This is a genomic window from Sphingomonas daechungensis (assembly GCF_014489495.1).
Classification (GTDB): Bacteria; Pseudomonadota; Alphaproteobacteria; order Sphingomonadales; family Sphingomonadaceae; genus Sphingomicrobium; species Sphingomicrobium daechungense.
On record NZ_CP060781.1, the window covers coordinates 95444 to 118384 of the forward strand.

Sequence of the window (22941 nt, forward strand, 5' to 3'; positions counted from 1 at the left end):
CTGGAGCGGGCAGGCCGGGGAGCGTTCCTGAACCGAGCGCAAAGAACGGTCGGATAGCTGACGTGGCACCTTCATCCTTTCGGTGCTCGCCTACCTAGGTCAATGGCCAAATCCCGTTACCGTCCAGTGTCTGGTTAGAAAAATGCTATAGCATGCGACAAGTTCCCTTTCCATTACGAAGTCACGAAGCCTTTCTCAAAAGAAGACAGAATCGGCGAGATCAAGAGTGTCCTGTTTTTCCGTAATACTACCAATATTCTTTTTAAATCAAAGTCACTTCAGGTGTTTCTTTGGTGCTTGTGATCTTTTCGGTGCTTTCGCAGCCGACTTTGGCGCACTCCTACGAATCTGTGCAGCTCGTGAGTCCCAAAGCTTATCTTTATGTGCCAGCGAACTTGTCGGACCCTGCGCCTCTAATCGTCTTGTTGCACGGCGCGAGTGGTGACGCTCGCGAATTCATTGAAAGTTCAAGCGGGATGCGAGCTCGAAGGGCGTACTTCTCTTATCGGTCCAATCTACCGGCAAAACCTGGGCGCTGCGGAAGCCGAGGGACGGGGAAGCGGACGTCGCCAACATCAAGGCGGCGATCGCGAGCTTGTCGGGGAAAACTTTGATCGCACCAGAGCGCACAGTCGTAATGGGTTTCTCTGACGGCGCCAGTTACGCACTGTCCGTCGGGATGGCTTATCCGAAGCTCTTCCGCACCATCGTTGCCTTCTCACCCGGTTATGCCTTCGCGCCGTGGAATCTCGATACGACGCAGCGCATCTTCATCTCGCATGGCCGCCGCCACCCGATCCTGCCGGCAGACAACACGCGGCGGATGGTCGAGGGACTGGAGCGCGCCGGCTTCGAACCGGAGGTTCATTGGTTCAACGGCGGTCACGAAATCGATCCACAGCTCAAGAAAGCCGCCTTCGACTTCGCGCTCGCGCCGTAGCGGCAAGGGTGGAGGTTCGCCGCGGCCCGCGCTAGTGGCTTCGCGGTGACCGACAAGCCGACCAAATCCGCCTGGGAGACGCTCGCTGCGAAGGAGTCGCGGGGCAAGGATCTGACGCGCGAGACCTTCGAGGGCATCCGCCTCGACAATGTCTACGGACCCGACGCCGGCATCGACAGCGGCTATCCGGGCGTCGCTCCGTTCACCCGCGGCCCCTATGCAACGATGTACGCGGGCCGGCCGTGGACGATCCGCCAGTACGCCGGCTTTTCGACCGCCGAAGAGTCCAACGCCTTCTACCGCCGCAACCTCGCCGCGGGTCAGAAGGGGCTGAGCGTCGCCTTCGACCTAGCCACCCACCGCGGTTACGACAGCGACAATCCGCGCGTTGCGGGCGACGTCGGCATGGCGGGCGTCGCGATCGACAGCGTCGAGGACATGAAGGTTCTGTTCGACGGCATCCCGCTCGGCGAGATGTCGGTCAGCATGACCATGAACGGCGCGGTGCTTCCGGTCATGGCTTTCTTCATCGTTGCGGGCGAGGAACAGGGCGTCCCGCACGCGCAGCTGACCGGCACGATCCAGAACGACATTCTCAAAGAGTTCGCGGTCCGCAACACCTACATTTATCCGCCCGAGCCGAGCATGCGGATCGTGTCGGATGTGATCGCTTTCTGCGCTCGCGAGATGCCGAAGTTCAACTCGATCTCGATCAGCGGCTATCACATGCACGAGGCCGGGGCGACGGCGGTGCAGGAGCTCGCCTACACGCTCGCTGACGGCATGGAATATGCGCGCGCGGCGATGAAGCAGGGGCTCGAAATCGACGCCTTCGCCGGACGCCTCAGCTTCTTCTTCGGCATCGGCATGAACCTGTTCATGGAGGTCGCGAAGCTGCGCGCGGCGCGCACGCTCTGGCACCGGATCATGACCGACCTCGGCGCGCAGAAGGACGAGTCCAAGCGCCTGCGCACGCACTGCCAGACGTCGGGCGTCAGCCTCACCGAGCAGGACCCGTACAACAATATCGTGCGCACCACGGTCGAGGCGCTGGCGGCGGTGCTCGGCGGCACGCAGTCGCTGCACACCAACAGCTTCGACGAAGCAATTGCGCTGCCGACCGATTTCAGCGCGCGCATCGCCCGCAACACGCAGCTGATCCTAGCCGAGGAGAGCGGCATCACCGCCGTCGCCGACCCGCTCGGCGGAAGCTGGTATGTCGAAAAACTGACCCGAGAGCTGGAAGAGCGCGCGTGGGCGCTGATCCAGGAAGTCGAGCAGCACGGTGGGATGACCAAGGCGGTCGCCGAAGGACTGCCGAAGCATCGCATCGAAGAAGCGGCCGCGGCTCGTGCAGCGAAGGTCGATACGGGCGAAACGGTGATCGTGGGCGTCAACCGCTACCGGCTGGAAAATGAGCCGGAGGTCGACATTCTCGAGGTCGACAACGCCCGCGTTCGGGCCGGCCAGATTGCGCGGATCGAAAAGACGCGCGCGTCACGCGACGAGGACAAGGTGCGCGTGGCACTCACGGCGTTGGAAGAAGGCGCGCGCGGCAATGCGAACCTGCTCGAACTGAGCGTCGCGGCAGCGCGCGAACGCGCGACGCTCGGCGAGATTTCGGACGCGCTGGAGCGCGCCTTCGGCCGCTACCACACGACGCCCGAACCGGTGCGCGACATCTACGGCAAGACGCGCAACGACGACCGCTGGAAAGCTGCGGAAGGCGGAACGCGCTCGGTCGCCGATCGGCTCGGCCGCAAGCCGCGAATCATGATCGCCAAGATGGGTCAGGACGGCCACGACCGCGGCGCTAACCTCGTGTCGTCGGCGTTCACCGACCTCGGCTTCGAAGTAATCCCCGGACCCTTGTTCCAGACCCCGCGCGAGACCGCGCAAATGGCGATTGAGAATGATGTCGACGTCGTCGGCGCGTCGTCGCTCGCCGCAGGCCACCGCACGCTCATTCCGGAAATGATCGAGGCGCTGAAAGACATGGGCCGCGCTGACATCAAGGTCGTTGCCGGCGGCGTCATTCCCGCACAGGATTATGCGCTCCTACGCGCGGCGGGCGTGCAGGCGATCTTCGGCCCAGGCACGAACCTCGCCGACGCGGCCGACGAAGTGTTGCGCCTGCTCGGCCACAACCGCCCGCCGCTCGATGAGGCCGCTGAGTGATTGCATTGTTGTTGGCGGTCGCAGCTCCCGAGCCGGAAACTTGTGACGGATCGCAGCGCGAACTGAACGAATGTGCAGCGAGATATTACAAGCAGGCCGATCGCGAACTTAACGTCCAGTGGACAAAGACGCTCGCAACGCTTCGGCGCCACGACAAAGCCATGAGCGAGTGGCCATCATACCGAGGCGCCAGCGCTGATACTTTGTTGAAAGCACAACGCGCCTGGCTGATGTACCGCGAACAAAGCTGTGAGACATCGGCCCGGATTTCCGCCGGGACGATCGCGCCAATGAACTACTACGTTTGCATGTTTGGAATGACCCGTGCACGCACCGAGGAATTGCGGACGTTGACGATCAATCCCAATAGCGACGAGCCCCTGTGAGGTTCCGGTACTGATGTTCAAGAAAATCCTGATCGCCAATCGCGGGGAAATCGCCTGCCGCGTCATTCGCACGGCGAAGCGCATGGGCATCAAGACGGTCGCGGTTTACTCCGATGCTGACGCTCGCGCGCCGCATGTTCGCATGGCCGACGAAGCGGTTCGACTTGGCCCGCCGCCCGCGTCGGAATCCTACCTCAAGGCCGAGCTGATCATCGATGCCTGCAAGGCGACCGGCGCCGAAGCGGTGCATCCCGGCTACGGCTTCCTGTCGGAGCGCACGACCTTCGCCAAGGCGCTCGAAAAGGCCGGCATCGCCTTCATCGGTCCGCCGCCCAAGGCGATCGCCGCGATGGGCGACAAGATCGAGTCCAAGAAGCTCGCGCAGAAAGCGGGCGTGAACGTCGTCCCCGGCTATCTCGGCGACATCGCTACGACCGACGATGCGGTGAAGATTGCCAAGGACATTGGCTATCCGGTCATGATGAAGGCCTCCGCCGGCGGCGGCGGCAAGGGCATGCGCCTAGCGTGGTCGGAGAAGGATGTGCGCGAGGGCTTCGACGCCACCAAGCGCGAAGGCCTCAACAGCTTCGGCGACGACCGCGTCTTCATCGAGAAGTTCATCGAGCAGCCGCGCCACATCGAGATCCAGGTGCTCGGCGACCAGCACGGCAACATTCTCTATCTTGGCGAGCGCGAATGCTCGATCCAGCGCCGCCACCAGAAAGTAGTCGAGGAGGCGCCGTCGCCCTTCGTCACGCCGGAAATGCGCAAGGCGATGGGCGAGCAGGCCGTCGCCCTCGCCCGCGCGGTCGGATATTATTCCGCGGGCACGGTCGAGCTGATCGTTTCCGGCGCGGACACGAGTGGCAAGAGCTTCTACTTCCTCGAGATGAACACACGGCTGCAGGTCGAGCATCCGGTGACCGAGGAAGTCACCGGCCTCGACCTCGTCGAGCAGATGATCCGCGTCGCAGCGGGCGAGAAATTGAAGCTCAAGCAGGACGACGTGAAGCTCAACGGCTGGGCCGTCGAGAACCGCGTCTATGCCGAAGACCCATATCGCGGCTTTCTGCCCTCGACCGGCCGCCTCGTCCGCTATCGGCCTTCACCTCAGAAGCGCGACGGCATCGTCGTCCGCGTCGACGATGGCGTGTTCGAAGGCGGCGAAGTTTCGATGTTCTACGACCCGATGATCGCCAAGCTGGTCACTTGGGCGCCGACCCGCGAAGCCGCGATCGACGCGCAGGTTGCGGCGCTCGACGCGTTCGAGATCGACGGCATCGGCCACAACGTCGATTTCCTCTCCGCGCTGATGCAGCACCCGCGCTTCCGCGAAGGAAACATCACCACCAACTTCATCGTCGAGGAATATCCGGAAGGCTTCGAGGGCGCTCCGGCTGACGAACAGCTGATCGCCGACCTCGCCGCCATCGCCGCGATGATCGAGACGACGCGGGAAGCGCGCGCGGGCCTGATCAGCGACCAGCTCGACACGAACATCGAACCGCCGCGTGACCACGCGGTGAAGATCGGCGGGGCCGTCCACCGAGTGCACATCGAGCCGTTCGAGGGCGGGACGATGGCGAGCGTCGACGGCGGCGCGCCGGTCGAGATTTTCGGCAGCTGGACGCCGGGCCAACGGCTGCTGGGCCTGACCATCGGCGGACGCCAACGGACGGTGCAGGTCGACCGTCAGGGCCGCAAGTGGGAGCTTGCGACACGCGGTGCGACACACAAGGTTCAAGTGCTCGACCCGCACGTCGCCGAGTTGTCGGTGCACATGATCGAAAAGGCGCCGCCCGACCTCTCACGGCTGCTGCTCGCGCCAATGCCGGGCCTGGTGACGCGCCTTGACGTGAAGACCGGCGACCAGGTCGAGCCGGGCCAGACGGTGGCGATCATGGAAGCGATGAAGATGGAAAACATCCTCCGCGCGCCCAAGGCCGCGACGGTCAAGGCGACACCGGTGAAAGCCGGCGAAAGCGTCGCCGTCGATCAGGTCATCGTGGAGTTTGAGTAGGCGCGAGCGCGAAGTCGAATGCCAGTTTTCTGAGCTGTGGGTCGATTTCGTGGCCGCCGTTGAACCAGTTTACCTCTGGCGCGTAGCCGGCTTCCTCGAACGCCTTTACCATCGCGCGGACGTTGGCGGCGGGAAGCACGGGGTCACGGCGGGAATGCGCGATGAAGATGCGTTGCGTCGTGTCGAGCTCAGCGGGGCCAAAGGCGTAGCCGGGCGAGAAGGCGACAATGGTGCGGAACAGCTCCGGATAGGCGAGGCCGATCGATAGCGCGTAGCTCGCGCCGTCGGAGAATCCCATGACCGAAGTCCGACCGTCCGCGACCTGGGACCGTGAGGACAGCGCTACGATCGCAGCCTTTATGTCGGCAACGTCCTTTTCCTCGTCAGTAGGCTTGCGCTGTGCCCATGTGCGGCCGGCTGACTGGACGGAAAGCAGGATCACGCCGCGCTCGTCGGCGTCACGCTCAAATTGGCGGAGGAAATTGCGCGCGTCGCCACCGGCGCCATGCAGCAGCACGACCAGCGGGGCAGGAGCCGTGAGGTTTGCCGGAACATAGGAGAACGCCTTCGGCGTCACCTGCTGGACGACCGCAGGCGTCCGCGCTTCACCCGATCCGGCCGGCATCGCGAGCAACGCCGCACCGGCCACGATCAACGCTCGCATCAATGCGCGGATTTCGGAGTCTCCATGATTTCCGTTAGCACTCCGCCCATGTCCTTGGGGTGGACGAAGAACACCAGGGTGCCATGGGCGCCGATGCGAGGTTCGCCAAGGACGCGGGCGCCTTTCGCTTCGAACTCGGCTTTGGCTGTGTGGATTTCGGGAACTTCGAAGCAGACGTGATGCTGGCCGCCTAGCGGGTTCTTCTCGAGGAACTTCGCGATTGGGGAGTTCTCACCGAGCGGCTCGATCAATTCGATCTGCGAGTTCGGAGTATCGACGAAACACACGCGAACGCCCTGCGCGGGAGGTCGAAGGCCGGGCCGTGCGGCTCGGCGTTGAAGAGAGTGCGATAGAGTTCGAGGCTCTGCTCGATCGAGGGCGTGGCAACGCCGACATGGTTCAGGCGGCCAAGCTTCATTGTTCGATTGTCACTTCCGAGGTCACCGAATTGGCGATGAAACAGGCTTCGTGGGCGCGGTGGTGGAGGTCGGCGATGGCGGCGGCGTCGGGCTGGCTTTCGCCGCCCCATTGAACCTGCGGTCGGAGGGTGACTCGGGTCATGGCCATGCGGCCGTCCGGGCGCTTGTCGAGCACGCCCTCGGCATTGTCCACGTAGCTGTCGATAACGAACCGCGCCCGGCGGGCCAAGTCGATGAAGAAGAGCATGTGGCAGGAGGAGAGGGACGCCACAAAGGCCTCCTCGGGATCGACCGCATTGAGGTCGGACCAGGGCTGCGGCACGACATGTGGGCTGGGGAGGCAGGGACGGTCACGCCGCCGTCGAACTGCCACGTGTGCGCGCGGCTGTACTGGCCTTTGAGGAAGTCGCTCTCGTCCTTGCGGGTCCAGCGGATGGTGGCGGTGTAGGTGCTCATTTCACAGCCCAGAACGGTAGGCTCAAGCAGAGCGAGAGGAACAGCCAGAAGATCGCGAGACCCCTAATCATCCGGGAAGATGCCTTGTTTCGAGGGAAGGACTGCCGGCGTGCGAGCTGCCAGATCCTCATCAGCGCTCTGGATAATGCGAACGCCAGAATGCCCAGTAAGGCATATCGGCCGCCCAACATGATCTGGCAGACGATTCCAGCTGCCACGGCGATCCAGCCAGCCCGCCAGAAGTGCGAGGCCGATCTCCTCGGGCGTGACCGAATCCGGATCTACAGCGGAATGTTGTCGTGCTTCTTCCACGGGTTCTCCAACTGCTTGTTGCGCAGCTTGCGTAGTCCGAGTGCGACCCGGCGCCGCGTCGAGTGGGGCATGATCACTTCGTCGATGAAGCCCTTGCTCGCGGCGACGAAGGGTTGGCGAAGCGCTCTTCATATTCGCGGGTGCGTTCGGCGATTTTCTCGGCATCGCCGATGTCCTTGCGGAAGATGATCTCGACCGCGCCCTTGGCGCCCATCACCGCGATTTCGGCGGTCGGCCAGGCGTAATTCAAATCGCCGCGGAGGTGCTTGGAGGCCATGACGTCGTAGGCGCCGCCATAGGCTTTGCGGGTAATGACGGTGATCTTCGGGACGGTCGCCTCGGCATAGGCGAAGAGCAGCTTGGCGCCGTTCTTGATGATGCCGTTATGCTCCTGCGCGACACCGGGAGGAAGCCCGGCACGTCGACGAAGGTCAGGATCGGAATCTCGAAAGCATCGCAGAAGCGGACGAAGCGGGCGCCCTTCTTCGAACTGGCGATGTCGAGCACGCCGGCGAGGACCATCGGCTGGTTGGCGACGACGCCGACCGTGCGTCCCTCGATGCGGCAGAAGCCGACGATGATGTTGGCGGCATGTCCGGGCTGAAGCTCGAAGAATTCGCCCTCGTCGGCGACCTTCCGGATCAGCTCGTGCATGTCGTACGGCTGGTTAGCGCTCGGCGGGATCAGCGTGTCGAGGCTTTCGTCGATGCGGTCGCCTGCATCGCTGGTCGGCCGCTCCGGCAAATCGTGGCGGTTCGACAGCGGCAGGAAGTCGAAGAACTCGCGGGTCGCCAGCAAAGCGTCGATGTCGTTCTCGAACGCGACGTCGGCAACGCCCGACTTGGTGGTGTGGGTGATTGCGCCGCCAAGCTCTTCCTGGGTCACGACCTCGTTGGTGACCGTCTTCACCACGTCCGGGCCGGTGACGAACATGTACGAGCTGTCCTTCACCATGAAGATGAAGTCGGTCATCGCTGGCGAATAGACCGCGCCGCCCGCGCATGGGCCCATGATGAGGCTGATCTGCGGGACGACGCCCGAAGCGAGGACGTTGCGCTGAAAGACCTCGGCATAGCCGGCGAGGGACGCAACGCCTTCCTGGATGCGGGCGCCGCCGCTGTCGTTGAGACCGATCACCGGCGCGCCGACCTTCATCGCCATGTCCATGACCTTGCAGATCTTCTGAGCGTGCCGCTCGGACAAGGAGCCGCCGAACACGGTGAAGTCCTGCGCGAAGACGTAGACCAGGCGGCCATTGATCGTGCCGGAGCCGGTGACCACGCCGTCGCCGGGGAAGGTCTGGTCCTGCATGCCGAAGTCGACGCAATTGTGCTCGACGTACATGTCATATTCTTCGAAGCTGCCCTCATCGAGGAGGACGCTCAGCCGCTCGCGGGCGGTCAGGCGGCCCTTGGCGTGCTGGGCGGCGATCCTTTTCTCGCCGCCGCCCATCTGCGCCGCGGCACGGCGCTTTTCGAGTTCTTCGATTGTTGTGGCCAAGGCCAATCTCCTTGGCTCAGCGTCCTTCCACGGTCGCCCGGCACGGTCAATGACCGCCGGCAAGCCGCTTCGTTTCCGGTTAAATTTTCATTTGGGCGCTGACGAATCGCAGTTGAGCGCATTGTGCACCGCAACATGGCTCCATTCGTCTTAATCTCGGTCAAGGTTCCGGAACCGTAACCGCGTGCCACCGTTGGAAGCTTAAGTTTCCGAAAAACGGGAGGTTACGTCTAAAATGCTTACGAGCGCCGGTGTCCCTGTTGCGTCTGAGGCCGACTATTCGGCGCCGGATCCATCACGTCCAACTTTGCTTTGTTTTTCGCACTTGCGGTGGGATTTCGTCTTCCAGCGCCCGCAGCACATCATGAGCCGCTTCGCGCGGGAGATGACGGTCATCTTCTGGGAAGAGCCGATCGAGGTCGCCAAGCGGGAGACCGCCTATCTGCGCGTGCGTCAGGCCGAAGACTTCCCTGCGGTGCGGATCGCGACCCCTCACATTCCGGAGGGACTGAGCGAGGAACAGCGTGAGCAAACGCTGCGCCGGCTGCTGGACGCGCACGTGAGCGTCTGCGCCCGTCCGCTCATCACCTGGTATTACACGCCGATGATGCTGCCGTTCTCGCGGCATCTCGACGCCACCGCGACAATCTACGACTGCATGGACGAGCTTTCCAAGTTCCGCTTCGCACCCGAGCGTCTGCTCGACCTGGAGCAAGAATTGATCGACCAGGCGGACCTGGTCTTTACCGGCGGCGCCAGCCTCTACGAGGCGAAGAAGAGCCGCCACCACAGCGTCCATTGCTTCCCGTCCTCGGTCGATCGCCCGCACTTCGCCAAGGCGCGTCGTGAGCTGGAGCAGCCCGTTGACCAGGTGGAGCTGAAGCACCCGCGCCTCGGCTTCTACGGTGTCATCGACGAGCGGTTCGACATCGACCTGTTGCGCGAAATGGCGGACATGCGACCGGATTGGTCGTTCGTCATGGTCGGTCCGGTCGTAAAGATCGGCGAGGATGAGCTGCCGCGCGCCGCGAACATCCACTACCTGGGCGGGAAAACCTACGAGCAGCTTCCGGTGTACCTGTCCGGCTGGGACGTGGCGCTGATGCCGTTCGCGATGAATGAATCCACGCAATTCATCTCGCCAACCAAGACCCCGAATATCTTGCGGGCGGAAAGCCGGTGGTGTCGACGCCAGTTCGCGACGTGGTTCGGACCTATGGGCATCTGCAGGGCGTCCACATTGCCCACGACGCGGACGGCTTCGTCCATTGCTGCGAAAAGGCGCTGGAACAGTCGCGCGAAGGTGGCGACTGGCTCGCCGAGGCGGATCTGATGCTCTCGGCGACGAGCTGGGACACGACGCAGGCGCGAATGTCCGGGCTGATCGCCAACGTGCTGGGCGAACGTGCCGACGAGGAGGCGCCGGCTCTGCTGGTGGCCGCCGAATGAACGCGTTCAGCTTCACTCCGCCAGGCAGCCCGGCCAAATACGATTATCTCATCGTCGGAGCCGGTTTCGCCGGCTCCGTGATTGCCGAGCGACTTGCCAGCCAGCGTGGCGCGCGTGTCCTCCTGATCGATCGTCGGCCGCATGTCGGCGGCAATGCCTACGACGAGAAGGACGCGGCGGGCATCCTGTACCACAAGTACGGGCCGCACATCTTTCACACGAACAGCGAGCAGGTGTTCGACTATCTCTCGCAGTTCACGGAATGGCGACCGTACGAGCACAAGGTACTGGCGCATGTGCGCGGGCAGCTGGTTCCGATTCCGATCAACCGGACGACGTTGAACAAGCTGTTTGGCCTTGACCTTCAGACCGACGAACAGGCGGCGGAGTATCTCGCTTCGCGGGCGGAGCCGGTAGCGGACATCCAGACGTCCGAGGACGTTGTGATCAACGCCGTTGGGCGCGAGCTCTATCAGCTGTTCTTTCGCGGCTACACCCGCAAGCAGTGGGGCCTGGACCCGTCGGAGCTCGACAAGCAGGTTACGTCCCGGATCCCGACGCGGACGAATACGGACGATCGCTATTTCGGCGACACGTTCCAGGCCATGCCGCTGGAAGGCTATACGAAGATGTTCGAGCGGATGCTCGACCATCCGCTCATCGATATCCGGACGGGCGTGGATTTCGCCGAGCTCAAGGACAACGCCTTCGAGATCGCCGATCACCTCATCTACACGGGGCCGATCGACGAATATTTCGACTTCCGCTTCGGCAAGCTGCCGTATCGCAGCCTGAAGTTCGACCACCAGACCCTGGAGCAGGAGCAGTTCCAGGAGGTCGCGGTGGTGAACTATCCGAACGAGGATGTGCCGTTCACCCGGATCAGCGAGTACAAACACCTGACCGGACAGACTGCGCCCGTGACTACGATAACCTATGAATATCCTTCGGCGGAGGGCGATCCCTATTACCCGATCCCGCGGCCGGAGAACCAGGAACTGTTCAAGCAGTACGAGGCGCTGGCCGACGCGACCGACAATGTGACCTTTGTCGGGCGGCTGGCGACCTACCGCTACTACAACATGGACCAGATCGTCGGGCAGGCGCTCGCAACGTTCCGGCGCATGGACGAAAAGCTGAGCAAGGAGCGGCCGCAGCCGGAAGCGGTCGAAGCGGCCTAGTGAAGCCTCCCGCGCTGGAACTCTGGGCGGCGTCGAATGCAGCGTCGTCCGGATCGGCGACGAATTCCGCAACCAGGTCGTCGAGACCGGTCATGCGTCGAGGTTATCCGACATCGACGCCATGGCCGATCTCGGCGTCAAGGCGGTTCGCTATCCGATCATCTGGGAGACGGTCGCTCCAGAGAGCCCGGACGAACTCGATTTCTCGTGGCACGACGAGCGGCTGAAACGCCTTCGCGACCACGGCATGAAGATCATTGCCGGCCTGGTCCATCACGGGGCGGGGCCCAGATATACGAGCCTTCTCGATCCCGATTTCGCCGACAAGCTGGCGGCGTACGCCACTCGGGTTGCGAAGCGCTATCCGTGGATCGACATGTGGACGCCGGTGAACGAGCCGTTCACGACGGCTCGCTTCTCCTGCCTTTACGGGCATTGGCACCCGCACCTTCACGACATCAATTCCGCGTTCCGGGCGACGGTGAATCAGTGTTTGGGGACCCTTCGCGCGATGCGGGCGATCCGCAAGGACAGCCCTCACTCGAAGCTGATCGCGACCGAGGATGTCGGTCAAACCTTTTCGACGCCGGAACTCGCCTATCAAGCCGAGCATGACAATGGCCGGCGCTGGCTGACCTTCGACCTGTTGTTCGGCCGAGTGGTTGAGGGACACCAGTTCCGGCGCTGGCTCGGCAACAAGGCCGCGTCCCAGGAGGTGCTCGACGAGCTGGCTACGGGCGAGGGCGGCCGGACATCATCGGTTTCGACCACTACCTGACCAGCGACCGCTTCCTCGATCACCGCACCGAGCGATATCCGGACGTCGAGCCCGGCTCCAACGGGCGTGACACCTATGTCGACGTCGAGGCGGTCCGCGTCGCCAAGCTCCGGTCCAAGGTCGGTCCAGGGCTGCGCCTTCGCGAGATCTGGGAGCGGTACCGAACGCCGATCGCGATCACCGAGGTTCACCACGGTTGTACGCGAGAGGAGCAGGTACGCTGGCTTCACGAGATGTGGACCGCCGCCGAACAGGAGCGAGCCAGAGGTGCCGACATCCGGGCGGTGACCGTCTGGGCGCTTTTCGGCCTGGTCGACTGGCGATCTTTGCTAACGAAGAAGGAAGGCGCTTACGACGCCGGTGCGTTCGATACGCGGTCCGATATTCCGCGACCCACCCTTTTTGCGAAGGCAGCCGCGGCGCTAGGGCGGGGGGATCGGCTGGAACACCCCGTTCTCGACTTGCCGGGATGGTGGCGACGGCCTGGACGAACACACGCGCGCCGCAGGTTCGAGACCCTGCCGCGAAGGGCGGCGAATGCCCGCTCGATCCTGATCACCGGGGCGACCGGAACGCTTGGCCAGGCGTTTGCGCGGATTTGCGCGCATCGCGGCCTGCCGTTCGTGCTCACGGAACGTTCCCAGCTCGACATTTGCGACGAAGGGTCGATTGCGAGCGCGATAGCCCGGGTCAAGCCGTGGGCGATCATCAACACCGCCGGCTTCGTCCGGACGTGGGAGGCCGACGAGAAGGCGGACGAATGCTTTCTCGCCAACGTCACGGGGCCCGAGCTCCTGGCGAAGGCCTGCAAGCTGCACGGCATTCCGTTCGTCACCTTTTCGTCGGACCTGGTGTTCGACGGCCAACTCGGGCGGTCCTATGTCGAACCCGACGCGCCCGCACCGCTTTGCGAGTACGGCCGCAGCAAGGCGGAGGCGGAGGCACGACTGATTTCGATCGATGCAGGCGCATTAATCGTCCGCACCAGCGCCTTCTTCGGCCCCTGGGACCGGCACAACTTCCTGTTCAATACGATCGAGCAACTGCGGCGCGGTGAAGACGTCTTCGCCAGCGCGCGGACGATCGTCTCGCCGACCTATGTCCCCGATCTCGTCCACGCGACGCTGGATCTGCTCTTGGATGAGGAGAAGGGCATCTGGCACCTGACCAACCAGGGATCGATGAGCTGGCATGAGCTTGCCCAGGCGGTCGCCGACCACACCCGTTCCGATGCTGGGAAGATCATCGTTCCGGACCACGACGAACCGTCGGATACCAGCCTGACGAGCAGCCGAGGCGTCCTGCTTCGCCCGCTGGACCGTGCAATCTCGGACTTTGTCGACAGCTCCGAGCCGCTGAGGCGGCTATTGGATGAGGCGGCCTAGTCGTCCCACTTGTGATGCTCGGCCCAGACCCTGCGGACGGTCCCCGAGCTGGCGCGCATGACGATGCTTTCCGTAGTCAAGCGATCGCCGCGGCGATGGACGCCCTTGAGCAATGAGCCGTCGGTGACCCCGGTGGCGGCAAAGATACAATCGCTCTTCGCCATTTCCTCGAGCGAGTAGACCCGGTCGAGGTCTTCGATCCCCAGCGGCGCGCGCGGGCGACCTCATCATCGTTGCGGAAGACGAGGCGGCCCTGCATCTGACCGCCCACGCAGCGAAGCGCGGACGCCGCGAGCACGCCTTCGGGCGCTCCGCCGCTGCCGAGATAGACGTCGACGCTGGTGTCGGGATCGGTGACCGCAATCACACCCGCAACGTCGCCGTCGGTGATCAGCTTCACACCGCAGCCGAGAGACCGCAGCTCGTCGATGATCGCGTCGTGCCGAGGCCGGTCGAGGACGCAGGCGATGATTTCATTGGCCGGGACGCCTTTCGCCTCGGCGATCGCGCGGATGTTGTCCGTAACGCTGCGCGAGATGTCGATCGTTCCTTCAGCATAGCCCGGCCCGATCGCCAGCTTGTCCATGTAGGTGTCGGGTGCGTTGAGGAGGCCTCCCTCCTCTGAAATGGTCAGCACGCAGAGCGCATTGGGCCCTGCCTTCGCAGTCAGCGTCGTTCCCTCGAGCGGGTCGAGCGCGATGTTGATCTTCGGACCGGTCCCCTGGGCCGAGCCGACCTTCTCCCCGATGTAGAGCATGGGCGCTTCGTCGCGCTCGCCCTCGCCGATGACGACCGTTCCATCGAACGGGAGCTCGTTGAGCGCTTCACGCATGGCTTCGACCGCCGCCGCATCCGCCGCATCGTTGTCGCCCGGCCGATCCACCTGGAGGCAGCAACCGCAGCCGCCTCGGTCACGCGGACCATTTCCAGCACGAGGACTCGGTCAAGGACCTGGGACGCGGGTACGCGAGGGTGTTGAAGCATGGTTGGCGGGTCTCCCTAATGGGAAGCGCGATAAGGGGGGCGACCGCTCTTGTCGAGGCGACGCTAGGCGTCCGGATCGGCCTCATGCGCCAAAAGTTCGGACCGAATACGGACCGCCCGCGAGCCGACTCGGGTCTCGATCAGGAAGACCGCAAACGCCGCACCGATCGACAGCATCGAGACGATGAACAGCACGGCGATTTCCGTGCCGAACTTGTCGTTGGTGAGAGTTGCGGCGAACAGAAGGACGACGACTGCGCAGGTCAGCACGGCGGCCAGCACGGCAAGGAAGATTGCGCGGCTCACGAGCACCATTCGGCGATCGAGCACGCGAAGTTCGTTGAGCCATCTCTCATGTTCCGATCCCCTGCTGGCGAGGAGTAAGGGCTCAACGTCGCGTGCCCTGTCGACGATTCTCGAAAGACGGCCGGTGCATACGTTCAGGAAGGCGCCGATCCCGGCGAACAGGAACACGGGAGCGACAGCTAGCTGGATGATCTGTGCGACATTGTAGGCGGATGCCGGGGAGTCGATGGCCATGCGATTTCTGTGCGCCAGCGGGTGGGTTTGTCAAAGCGTTCCGACGGCGGCCCCATTCTGCGATCCGCAGTCACGCCGCCAAGCCATTGCCCTCGACCTTCAGAACGGGAACGAAGCGGCCGTCGCCAGGTGGTAGGGCAGAGAGCTTCAAAGCCTGCCGGTCCTGGCTGAATTTCAGCTCAGGTCCCCGAGTAACGTCAGGCGATGCACTTCACCCTCGGCTTGCCGAGCGAACGAATGGTAATGTCGCTCAATGGCCAGTCGAGCAGCAAGGCGTAAAGCGTCCCACCGCGAGAGGTAAAGCGGATGTCCTCGCTCGTGAAAGGCTTCGCTTCCGCTTCGGCCATGACCCCCAGGGGTGGCTTGGTCGGGCCTTCGCCGAAGCGGCGCCACGGCCGCGTGCCGTAAATCGCCTCTCCGTTGACCTGGAACCAGGCCGCCAGCCCGTCGAGGACGCGCTCCTCCTTGTCGTCGATGGATCCGTCGCCGCGAACGGGAATGCTGAGCAGCAGACAGCCATTCTTGGAAACCACATCCGCAAGGCGCTGAATGACCTGCTTCGCGCTCTTGTAGCCCCCTTCTCGTAGAGGGGGCGATCGTAGTGCCAGTTGCCGATGCACGTATCGGTCTGCCAGGCGCTCGGCCGGGTATCGGCGAGAAAACCCCGCTCCACGTCCTCGACGACATATCTGCGTTGGTCGTCGTTGAGCTGCTTCGCGGTCAAAACCCCTCCGGCGTCAGCGATTGGAAATGGGTAACCGCTTCCAGGCCCGTTGGACCAAACGGGACGCCGTAATCGTCGAAGTAGAGGAGGTCGGGCCGATACTTCTCGACGAGATCCTTCTGTCGAAGCAGCCACTTGCGGACGAACCCAGGATTTTGCGGAGCATCTTCCAGCCACTGGCCATCGCGTGCGCCGTGCCAGTCGGCCATCGCCTTGTTGCTGTTGAGGCCATCGGGCGGGACGAAACTGGGGCCGGTGTAGAGATCCTGCGGGTCGAGACCATCCCACCAGGTTCCGCGGCCATGCTGCTTCCGCAGCCAATATGCATCGTAGCGGCGACCTTGCATTGGACCTTCGGCGTCGTAGCCGTAAGCGGTCTGCCACCAATGCCAGGCATGGCTGCTGTGGTTCGATACGCCGAACCTCAGTCCGGCGTCCCGTGCGACCTTTGCCCAGGTTCCGACGAAATCTCGCTTCGGGCCGACGCTAGCGCTGTTCCAGGGATGGTGGGCACTATCGAAAAGATCGAAATTGTCGTGATGGCAGGCCATCGCGACGAAATATTTCGCCCCCGCCTGCTTGTAGCGGCGCAGGAGATATTCCGGCTGCCACTCGTCGGGCTTCCAATGGCCGATGATGTCGAGAAAGCCTGTGCGGCTGGGGTGCCCGTAGGTGCGGGCGTGATGATCACACGCGGCGAACCCGGGCACGTACATGAGCCGCCCGTACCAATCGCCCATTTCGGGCACGCATTGGGGGCCCAATGCGCCCAGAGACCGAACTTGGCGTCGCGAAACCAGTCGGGAACAGGGTGGCTCGCCATGCTCTCGCCGGCTTCCGATGCGGCGGACGGAGATGCCGAACCGGCAAGCAATGCTGCGGCCCCGGCGGCGATGCTGTCCCGTCTTGAGAACATGCCCTGATTACTGACGATTGTTGGGACTCACTGAAAGAGCTAAGAAAGCCGCATAGAGCGGGGGCTCATGTATGACGCGATTCGTCATCGGTTTGATACTGTTATCAAGCGCGACGAGCGCTTCGGCAGGAACGGACTTCGGAATCCGTACACTGTCCGGACAGCGTGCGACGGTCAGGGTTGGCGTTGCCGAAAAGGCCGCCGTCCGCGAATCGACCAATGTGCAGGCACGCGTCGCCTCCGAGCCTGTCCTGGCCGGCGGCAACTGGGCGCCGATCGGCGGCGGGTCGGGCAGTCTCAATTCCGCTGCCAATGTCGGTTCGCACTGGGGCCGCGTGACGAGCACGTACCGCACTCCGGCGCACAATCGAGCGGTCGGCGGAGTACGGAACAGCTATCATTTGCGTGGTCGTGCGATCGACATCGCTCGCCGGCCCGGCGTGACCCACTCGATGATTGCAGCGGCGTTCCGCAATGCCGGTTATCAACTCGTCGAGTCCCTGGACGAGGGCGATCACAGTCACTTCGCGTTCGCATTCGGCGGTTCGACCCGCATCGCCTCGATCCCGAGCAAGGGTGAGATGACCCAGTGGGGCGTGGTGACGGTTTCCAGCGCCCTGCTGCGCTGATTTAGGACCCGGCCAGCATCTTCTTCACGCTGCGCGCGGCCTGGCGCAGCCGCTGCTCATTTTCGACGAGCGCGATGCGGACATAACCTTCGCCTTCTTCGCCGAAGCCGACGCCGGGCGCGACCGCGACATGGCCTTCAGTCAGCAGCCGTTTCGAAAACTCCATCGCGCCGAGATTGTGGAACCGCTCGGGGATCGGCGCCCAGGCGAACATGCTGGCCTCCGGGACCGGAATGTTCCAGCCGGCGCGGCCAAAACTTTCGACCAGGACGTCGCGGCGCTTGCGATAGAGCTTGCGGTTCGCCTCGATGATGTCCTGCGGGCCGTTGAGGGCGGCAACTGCGGCGGCCTGAATGGGCGTGAAAGCGCCATAGTCGAGGTACGACTTCACGCGGGCAAGGGCAGCGATCAGGCGCTCATTGCCGACCGCGAAGCCCATCCGCCAGCCGGCCATGGAGTAGGTCTTGCTCATGGATGTGAACTCGACAGCGACCTCCTTGGCGCCTTCGACCTGCAGGATCGATGGCGTGGGCGTGTCGCGGAAATAGATCTCCGCATAAGCGAGATCGGAAATGACGATGAGCTCATGCTCGCGGGCGAAGGCAACGAGGCGCTCATAGAAGGGCAGGTCGGCCACGTAGGCCGTCGGATTGGACGGGTAGCCGACAACGAGGACCTTGGGCCTCGGCACTGTGAAGCGCATGGCGTTGGTGAGCCGCTCGAAGAACTCCTCGCCCGGGGCGGCGGGGATCGAGCGGATGGCGGCTCCGGCGATGATGAAGCCGAAGGTGTGGATTGGATAGCTAGGGTTCGGGGCAAGGACGACGTCGCCCGGCGCAGTGATCGCCTGGGCGAGGTTGGCGAGGCCCTCCTTCGAACCCAGGGTGACGATGACTTCCTTGTCGGCATCGAGCTTCACGCCGAAGCGCCGCTGGTAATAGGCCGCCTGCGCTTTCCGAAGCCCGGGGATGCCCGGCTGGCCGAATAACGATGGGCGTTCGGCTTCTGAGCGACCTCGCAGAGCTTGTCGATAACATGCTTGGGCGGGGCACCGTCCGGATTGCCCATGCCGAGGTCGACGATGTCCTCGCCACGCGCGCGGGCAGCCGCTTTCATCGCGTTCACTTCGGCGAAGACGTAGGGCGGCAGGCGCTGGATGCGGTAGAATTCGTCGGTCACCGGATACTCATGCCGTCCGTGCTGCAGTGCGGCAAGCCTAGTTGCTGTAAGTCGGGAGTGCCCATCCGCGAGCGACGGCCAGTCCCGGAGCGCAAAACCCGCAGCGGCTGCAATCAAGGCCGCTGGATCGGGCGGCACACCGAGGTAGGGAAGTCCTACCAGCAAGCCCGACGAAAGCGCCGCGGCGGTCACATACAATTCCGGGCGCATGAGAATGGACGGTTCTCCGGCAAGAACGTCGCGGATGATCCCTCCTGCGCAGGCGGTCAGCACCCCCATGACAAAGGCCGGTACCGGCGCGACACCAAAGCTCAGCGCCTTGGCCGCGCCATACGTCGCATACGCCCCGAGACCGACGGCGTCGAACCACAGCAGTGCTCGCTCGGCAATCATGCGGCGGCTGACGACCCAGGTGATCAGCGCCGCTCCGATGCAGATCATGAGCGTCGCGTTGCGGTAAACCCAGAAGACCGGCGCCCCGATGAGGAGGTCGCGAAGCGTTCCTCCACCGACACCGGTCACGACCGCGAAAAAGATGAACGTGACAAGCGTCTGACGCTTCTCGGCCGCCAGAAGCGCACCCGAAATCGCGAACACGCCGATTCCCAGATAATCGAGGAAGCTGAGTGCTAGAGAGAAGGCCTCCGGATGCATCGAGCGCTTTTCGCGACTGTTGCGGCGTGATGCAATTGCGGGGATTCGCAGCAGTAGTGCGAATTGCTTACAAGGGACGCATGGCAGACGACACGGACACGGCGAGCGCCATTCCCACGCTGGAGGACTGGCAGCATTGGACCTGGGTGATGGGACGCGCCCAGCAGATGCTCATGGAGACCTGGGCCGACGGCCTCCCCAAGGATGCCGGCTGGCCCGCCGCTGCGTCGCCCTGGGGCGCTTTCCCGCCCGCGTTCCCCGCCGGCTCGCCGATGACCACCGATCCGGCCGCATTGTTCAGCGCCGGCGCCGAAGCCTGGGCCAAGGGTCTCGAGACGTGGGGGAAGATGATCGGTCTCGATCCCGAGGCGAAGGAGAATGCCAAGGATCGGCGCTTCGCCGCGCCCGAATGGCAGGAGAGTCCGGTCTTCGACACCATCCGCAAGACCTACCTGGCGCTGTCCGACAAGCTGCTGGGGACTGCCGAGGAACTGGACGGGCTCGACGACGAAAGCCGTCACCGGCTGATGTTTGCGGTGCGCAGCTTCGTGGACGCGATGAGCCCGTCGAACTTCGCGCTGACCAACCCGCAGGTGCTGAAGCGAACAATGGAAACGCGCGGCGAGAACTTGCTCAAGGGCCTCGCCAACATGCTCGACGATATCGCGGCCGGGCAGCTGACGCAGACGAAGCAAGGCGTGTTCGAGGTTGGCCGCAACCTGGCGACGACGCCCGGGAAGGTCATCAAGGAAACGCCGCTCTACCAGCTGATCCAATACACGCCGACCACGGACGAGGTGCTTGAAACGCCGCTTGTCATCTTTCCGCCGTGGATCAACCGCTTCTACATCCTCGACCTCACGCCCGAGAAGAGCTTCGTCAAATGGTGCGTGGACCAGGGCATCAGCCTGTTCATGGTCAGCTGGAAGTCGGCCGACGAAAGCATCGCGGACGCAACGCTCGACGACTACGTCCTCAACGGACAGATTGATGCGATTGACACCGTTCGCGACCTGCTGGGTGTCGAGAGTGTGCACACCATTGGCTATTGCGTGGCGGGTACGACCCTTGCGGCAACTCTCGCCTATCTGACGGCCCACAAGCAGCAATCGAAGGTGAAGTCCGCGACCTTCCTCACGGCTCAGGTCGATTTCTCGAGCGCGGGGGACCTCAAGCTTTTCACCGGTGCGGACACCGTCGCGCTGCTGGACGAGATTACCCGCGACAGCGGCTATCTCGACGGACGCTACATGGCTGCGACCTTCAACCTGCTGCGCGGCCGCGACCTCATCTGGAGCTACGTCGTCAACAATTACCTGATGGGAGATGAGCCGGCGCCATTCGACCTGCTCCACTGGAACAGCGATACGACCAACCTGCCGGCCTCATGGCACCGCGATTACATCGAGAGCTTCTACAAGGGGAACAAGCTGGCGGAGAAAGGCGGAATCAATGTCGCCGGGACCGCAGTCGACATCGATACGGTCAAGACGCCAACCTATGTCCAGGCCGGGCGAGAGGACCACATCTCGCCGCCAGAAAGCGTGTGGAAGATCATGGGTCATTTCACCGGGCCGAAAAGGTTCGTGCTGGCGGGGTCCGGACATATCGCCGGGGTAGTGAACCCGCCGGCGGCGGAAAAGTACCAGCATTGGACCAATAACGAGCCTGCCGACACTCTGGAAACCTTCATTGCCGGCGCGGAAGAGCACAAGGGAAGCTGGTGGCCGGACTGGCTCGCCTGGCTGAAAAGCCAGGATCCGGCGACTGTGCCGGCCAACGGCGCAAGAGTCCCAGGCAAGGGTAAGCTGAAGCCGATCGAGGACGCGCCCGGGCGCTACGTCAAAGCTCGCTGATCAGCGCGAGCTGATCAAAGAATCCCGCCGCCGAGCATCAGGCGGACAATGCCGACGACAATCACGAACAAGTTGAGGTTACGGCCAGCCGTTCCTCCGCCCAGCGTTCCGACGCCTGCGCCAATAATCGCAAGCGGGATGATCAGCCAGTTGGCCCATCCCAACAGCGGAAGAAAGGCGACAACCGCCAATACAAGCGCGACAAGCCCGATGATCACTGAAACGATATTGAACATGCGCGGCAATTCCTTCTGCGTGGGCCGACCTCGGCAGTCCTAGTAAGCGGTCTGGATGCGCGTGATGTCGGCGAGGGTCTTGTCGCCGCAACTGACGATGACGCTGCCCACCGGCTGATTGAGCGGCCATTCCCAGCGGACTTCGTGCGTCACGGTCGCCTGCGTGGCGGGGCCGGTCGGCGCGGCGACATTGAGCGTGACGAACGCCTGCGCCGGATAGCCCTTGCGGATCTGGATGCGCGGGTCGAACGCAACCTGATAGCCGCCGGTCGGCGTAGTAACCTTTCCACTGACGACGAGGGTCGGTGCGCCTGTTCCGGGCATTCGATTGATCCAGGCCGTCCATTCCCGTGACGCGCTGATCAGGCACTCCGGGGCGTCGGCTGGCACGGTGGCTGCCCTGGGTATGGAGTAGGCGGGTAGGGCGCGGGGCCCGGATACGGCTCCTGCGGATAGGGAGCCGGACCGGGATACGGTTGCGGACCGTAGGGATCCTGACCGTAATACGGGTCGCAGGCGGTGACCGAGAGCAGCGCGGCGGCGGCAAGAATCTTCTTCATATGCATGGCAATTATCGAGCCTGCGCCATGTTCCTCATTCCGGCAAGGTCACGGAGGCCCGGGCATGCCGGACCAGCGCGATGACATAGAGCGCGAGAGCCGTCCAAATCGACCCGAAAGCGATTGCGTGGGCCGTCGTGAACGGCTCGCCGTAGATTAGGACGGCAAGCAGGAACTGCAGAGTGGGGCCAGGAACTGGAGCATTCCGAGTGTCGAATAGCGCAGGCGCTTGGCCGCGGCCGTGAACAATAGGAGAGGGATGGCGGTGACCAGGCCCGCGCCGGCAATGAGTACGATGTCCATCGTCGAATTTCCGAAGATCGCATTGCCGGCGGCGAGGTCCCAGATCAGCCAGCCCGCGGCGAGCGGGAAAAGAATGCCCGTCTCGATTGCTAGTCCCGCTACCGCGTCGACGGGAGCAATCTTCCTCAGCAGCCCGTAGGTCGCGAAGCTGACGCAGAGCGTCAGGCTGATCCACAATTGACCAAGAGCGCCGATGGCCAGCGCGCTGATGCCCGCGGCCGCCAGTGCGACCGCCGCCCATTGGAGCCAATGCAGGCGTTCCTTGAGGATGACCCTGCCGAGCAGTACGTTGGCGAGCGGGTTAAGGTAATATCCAAGGCTGCCGGCCAGGATATGGCCGCTGTTCACTGCGTAGACGTAGAGCAGCCAGTTTACTCCGATCAGCAACGCCGTGATGGTGAGCATGATGACGGCGCGGCGGTTTCTCAAAGCCTCGCGAACCTCGCTCCAGCCATTGGTGAAGGAGAGCAGACCTGCAAGAACCGGGATCGACCAGACGATGCGGTGGGCGACGATGTCGACGGAGTCGATCGCCCGTAACGCCTTGAAGTAGATCGGAAGTACGCCCCACAGGCCGTAGGCTGCGGCTCCGAGCAAGAAGCCTTGGCGTGCGTGGCCGTGCGTGTCGGGACGATTCATGATTGCGCGCCTACCGGCGGTAAGCGGCAATTCAAAGGGCATGCTGAACGCCA

15 protein-coding genes and 8 pseudogenes are annotated in these 22941 nt (G+C 63.4%); 10 read left to right on the top strand and 13 right to left on the bottom strand.

Features of this window, described 5'->3' with window-relative positions:
• The first annotated feature begins 535 nt into the window (after nucleotides 1–535).
• The 4 genes from H9L15_RS16250 to H9L15_RS16265 are packed head-to-tail and all read left to right on the top strand — an operon-like array spanning nucleotide 536 to nucleotide 5524.
• The gene (locus tag H9L15_RS16250) at nucleotides 536–940 is read left to right on the top strand and encodes an alpha/beta hydrolase (protein ID WP_187716065.1); all 405 of its coding nucleotides are present in this window, start codon (nucleotides 536–538) and stop codon (nucleotides 938–940) included.
• 45 nt (nucleotides 941–985) lie between these two features.
• Nucleotides 986–3118, top strand: coding sequence for a methylmalonyl-CoA mutase (gene scpA / locus H9L15_RS16255; protein WP_187716046.1), 2133 nt, complete (start codon nucleotides 986–988; stop codon nucleotides 3116–3118).
• Nucleotides 3115–3504 (top strand): lysozyme inhibitor LprI family protein, encoded by a 390-nt coding sequence (locus tag H9L15_RS16260; protein WP_187716047.1) that lies wholly within the window; start codon nucleotides 3115–3117, stop codon nucleotides 3502–3504. The genes scpA and H9L15_RS16260 overlap by 4 nt, the downstream gene beginning before the upstream one ends.
• A gap of 13 nt (nucleotides 3505–3517) precedes the next feature.
• Complete coding sequence (locus tag H9L15_RS16265; RefSeq protein ID WP_187716048.1) at nucleotides 3518–5524, top strand: acetyl-CoA carboxylase biotin carboxylase subunit; 2007 nt, start codon at nucleotides 3518–3520, stop codon at nucleotides 5522–5524.
• On the opposite strand, the gene H9L15_RS16270 is transcribed toward H9L15_RS16265, so the two are convergent.
• The 4 genes and pseudogenes from H9L15_RS16270 to H9L15_RS16285 all read right to left on the bottom strand — a co-directional run bounded on the left by H9L15_RS16270 (nucleotide 5505) and on the right by H9L15_RS16285 (nucleotide 8827).
• On the bottom strand, nucleotides 5505–6188 hold the full coding sequence (locus H9L15_RS16270) for an alpha/beta hydrolase (protein ID WP_223276756.1): 684 nt from the start codon (nucleotides 6186–6188) through the stop codon (nucleotides 5505–5507). The genes H9L15_RS16265 and H9L15_RS16270 overlap by 20 nt on opposite strands.
• Nucleotides 6188–6606, bottom strand: a pseudogene (gene mce, locus H9L15_RS16275) (methylmalonyl-CoA epimerase). Before mce ends, H9L15_RS16270 begins: the two are co-directional and overlap by 1 nt.
• A pseudogene (locus H9L15_RS16280) lies at nucleotides 6603–7063 on the bottom strand (OsmC family protein). Before H9L15_RS16280 ends, mce begins: the two co-directional pseudogenes overlap by 4 nt.
• 281 nt (nucleotides 7064–7344) lie before the next feature.
• A pseudogene (locus H9L15_RS16285) lies at nucleotides 7345–8827 on the bottom strand (acyl-CoA carboxylase subunit beta).
• 283 nt (nucleotides 8828–9110) lie between these two features.
• On the opposite strand from H9L15_RS16285, the pseudogene H9L15_RS16290 reads away from it, so the two are divergent.
• The 4 genes and pseudogenes from H9L15_RS16290 to H9L15_RS18235 all read left to right on the top strand — a co-directional run bounded on the left by H9L15_RS16290 (nucleotide 9111) and on the right by H9L15_RS18235 (nucleotide 13668).
• A pseudogene (locus H9L15_RS16290) lies at nucleotides 9111–10324 on the top strand (glycosyltransferase family 1 protein).
• A complete protein-coding gene (glf, locus tag H9L15_RS16295) occupies nucleotides 10321–11505 on the top strand; it encodes a UDP-galactopyranose mutase (RefSeq protein WP_187716050.1) in 1185 nt (394 codons plus the stop codon). Before H9L15_RS16290 ends, glf begins: the two are co-directional and overlap by 4 nt.
• Before the next feature lie 121 nt (nucleotides 11506–11626).
• Nucleotides 11627–12283 carry a family 1 glycosylhydrolase gene (locus H9L15_RS18230; protein ID WP_223276757.1) on the top strand — a complete coding sequence of 219 codons (657 nt, stop codon included), beginning with the start codon at nucleotides 11627–11629 and terminating at the stop codon, nucleotides 12281–12283.
• Between the two features lie 233 nt (nucleotides 12284–12516).
• Nucleotides 12517–13668, top strand: coding sequence for an SDR family oxidoreductase (locus tag H9L15_RS18235; protein ID WP_223276758.1), 1152 nt, complete (start codon nucleotides 12517–12519; stop codon nucleotides 13666–13668).
• On the opposite strand, the pseudogene glpX reads toward H9L15_RS18235, so the two are convergent.
• The 4 genes and pseudogenes from glpX to H9L15_RS18245 form a co-directional block, all read right to left on the bottom strand.
• Nucleotides 13665–14652, bottom strand: a pseudogene (gene glpX, locus H9L15_RS16305) (class II fructose-bisphosphatase). The gene H9L15_RS18235 and the pseudogene glpX sit on opposite strands and share 4 nt — an antisense overlap.
• Nucleotides 14653–14715: 63 nt before the next feature.
• Nucleotides 14716–15192: a DUF2721 domain-containing protein gene (locus H9L15_RS16310; protein ID WP_187714726.1), complete on the bottom strand. Its 477-nt coding sequence runs from the start codon at nucleotides 15190–15192 to the stop codon at nucleotides 14716–14718.
• Between the two features lie 197 nt (nucleotides 15193–15389).
• Nucleotides 15390–15812, bottom strand: a complete 423-nt coding sequence (locus tag H9L15_RS18240; RefSeq protein WP_223276759.1) for an alpha-L-fucosidase — start codon at nucleotides 15810–15812, stop codon at nucleotides 15390–15392.
• A 100-nt stretch (nucleotides 15813–15912) separates the two neighbouring features.
• A pseudogene (locus tag H9L15_RS18245) lies at nucleotides 15913–16832 on the bottom strand (alpha-L-fucosidase).
• 71 nt (nucleotides 16833–16903) lie between these two features.
• Between H9L15_RS18245 and H9L15_RS16320 the strand changes: the two are divergent.
• The gene (locus H9L15_RS16320; protein ID WP_187714725.1) at nucleotides 16904–17461 is read left to right on the top strand and encodes a D-Ala-D-Ala carboxypeptidase family metallohydrolase; all 558 of its coding nucleotides are present in this window, start codon (nucleotides 16904–16906) and stop codon (nucleotides 17459–17461) included.
• A 1-nt stretch (nucleotide 17462) separates the two neighbouring features.
• On the opposite strand, the pseudogene H9L15_RS16325 reads toward H9L15_RS16320, so the two are convergent.
• Nucleotides 17463–18640 (bottom strand): annotated as a pseudogene (locus H9L15_RS16325) (LL-diaminopimelate aminotransferase).
• 37 nt (nucleotides 18641–18677) lie between these two features.
• Nucleotides 18678–19294: pseudogene (locus H9L15_RS16330) on the bottom strand (trimeric intracellular cation channel family protein).
• Between the two features lie 80 nt (nucleotides 19295–19374).
• Between H9L15_RS16330 and H9L15_RS16335 the strand changes: the two are divergent.
• The gene (locus H9L15_RS16335; RefSeq protein ID WP_187716051.1) at nucleotides 19375–21150 is read left to right on the top strand and encodes a PHA/PHB synthase family protein; all 1776 of its coding nucleotides are present in this window, start codon (nucleotides 19375–19377) and stop codon (nucleotides 21148–21150) included.
• 14 nt (nucleotides 21151–21164) lie between these two features.
• Here the strand turns inward: H9L15_RS16335 and H9L15_RS16340 are convergent, their stop codons facing one another.
• From H9L15_RS16340 to rarD, 3 genes are all read right to left on the bottom strand, one after another.
• Nucleotides 21165–21386: a hypothetical protein gene (locus H9L15_RS16340; RefSeq protein ID WP_187714724.1), complete on the bottom strand. Its 222-nt coding sequence runs from the start codon at nucleotides 21384–21386 to the stop codon at nucleotides 21165–21167.
• A gap of 39 nt (nucleotides 21387–21425) precedes the next feature.
• Complete coding sequence (locus H9L15_RS16345; protein ID WP_187714723.1) at nucleotides 21426–21776, bottom strand: hypothetical protein; 351 nt, start codon at nucleotides 21774–21776, stop codon at nucleotides 21426–21428.
• A gap of 326 nt (nucleotides 21777–22102) precedes the next feature.
• Nucleotides 22103–22888 (bottom strand): EamA family transporter RarD, encoded by a 786-nt coding sequence (gene rarD / locus H9L15_RS16350; RefSeq protein ID WP_187716052.1) that lies wholly within the window; start codon nucleotides 22886–22888, stop codon nucleotides 22103–22105.
• Nucleotides 22889–22941: the final 53 nt, after the last annotated feature.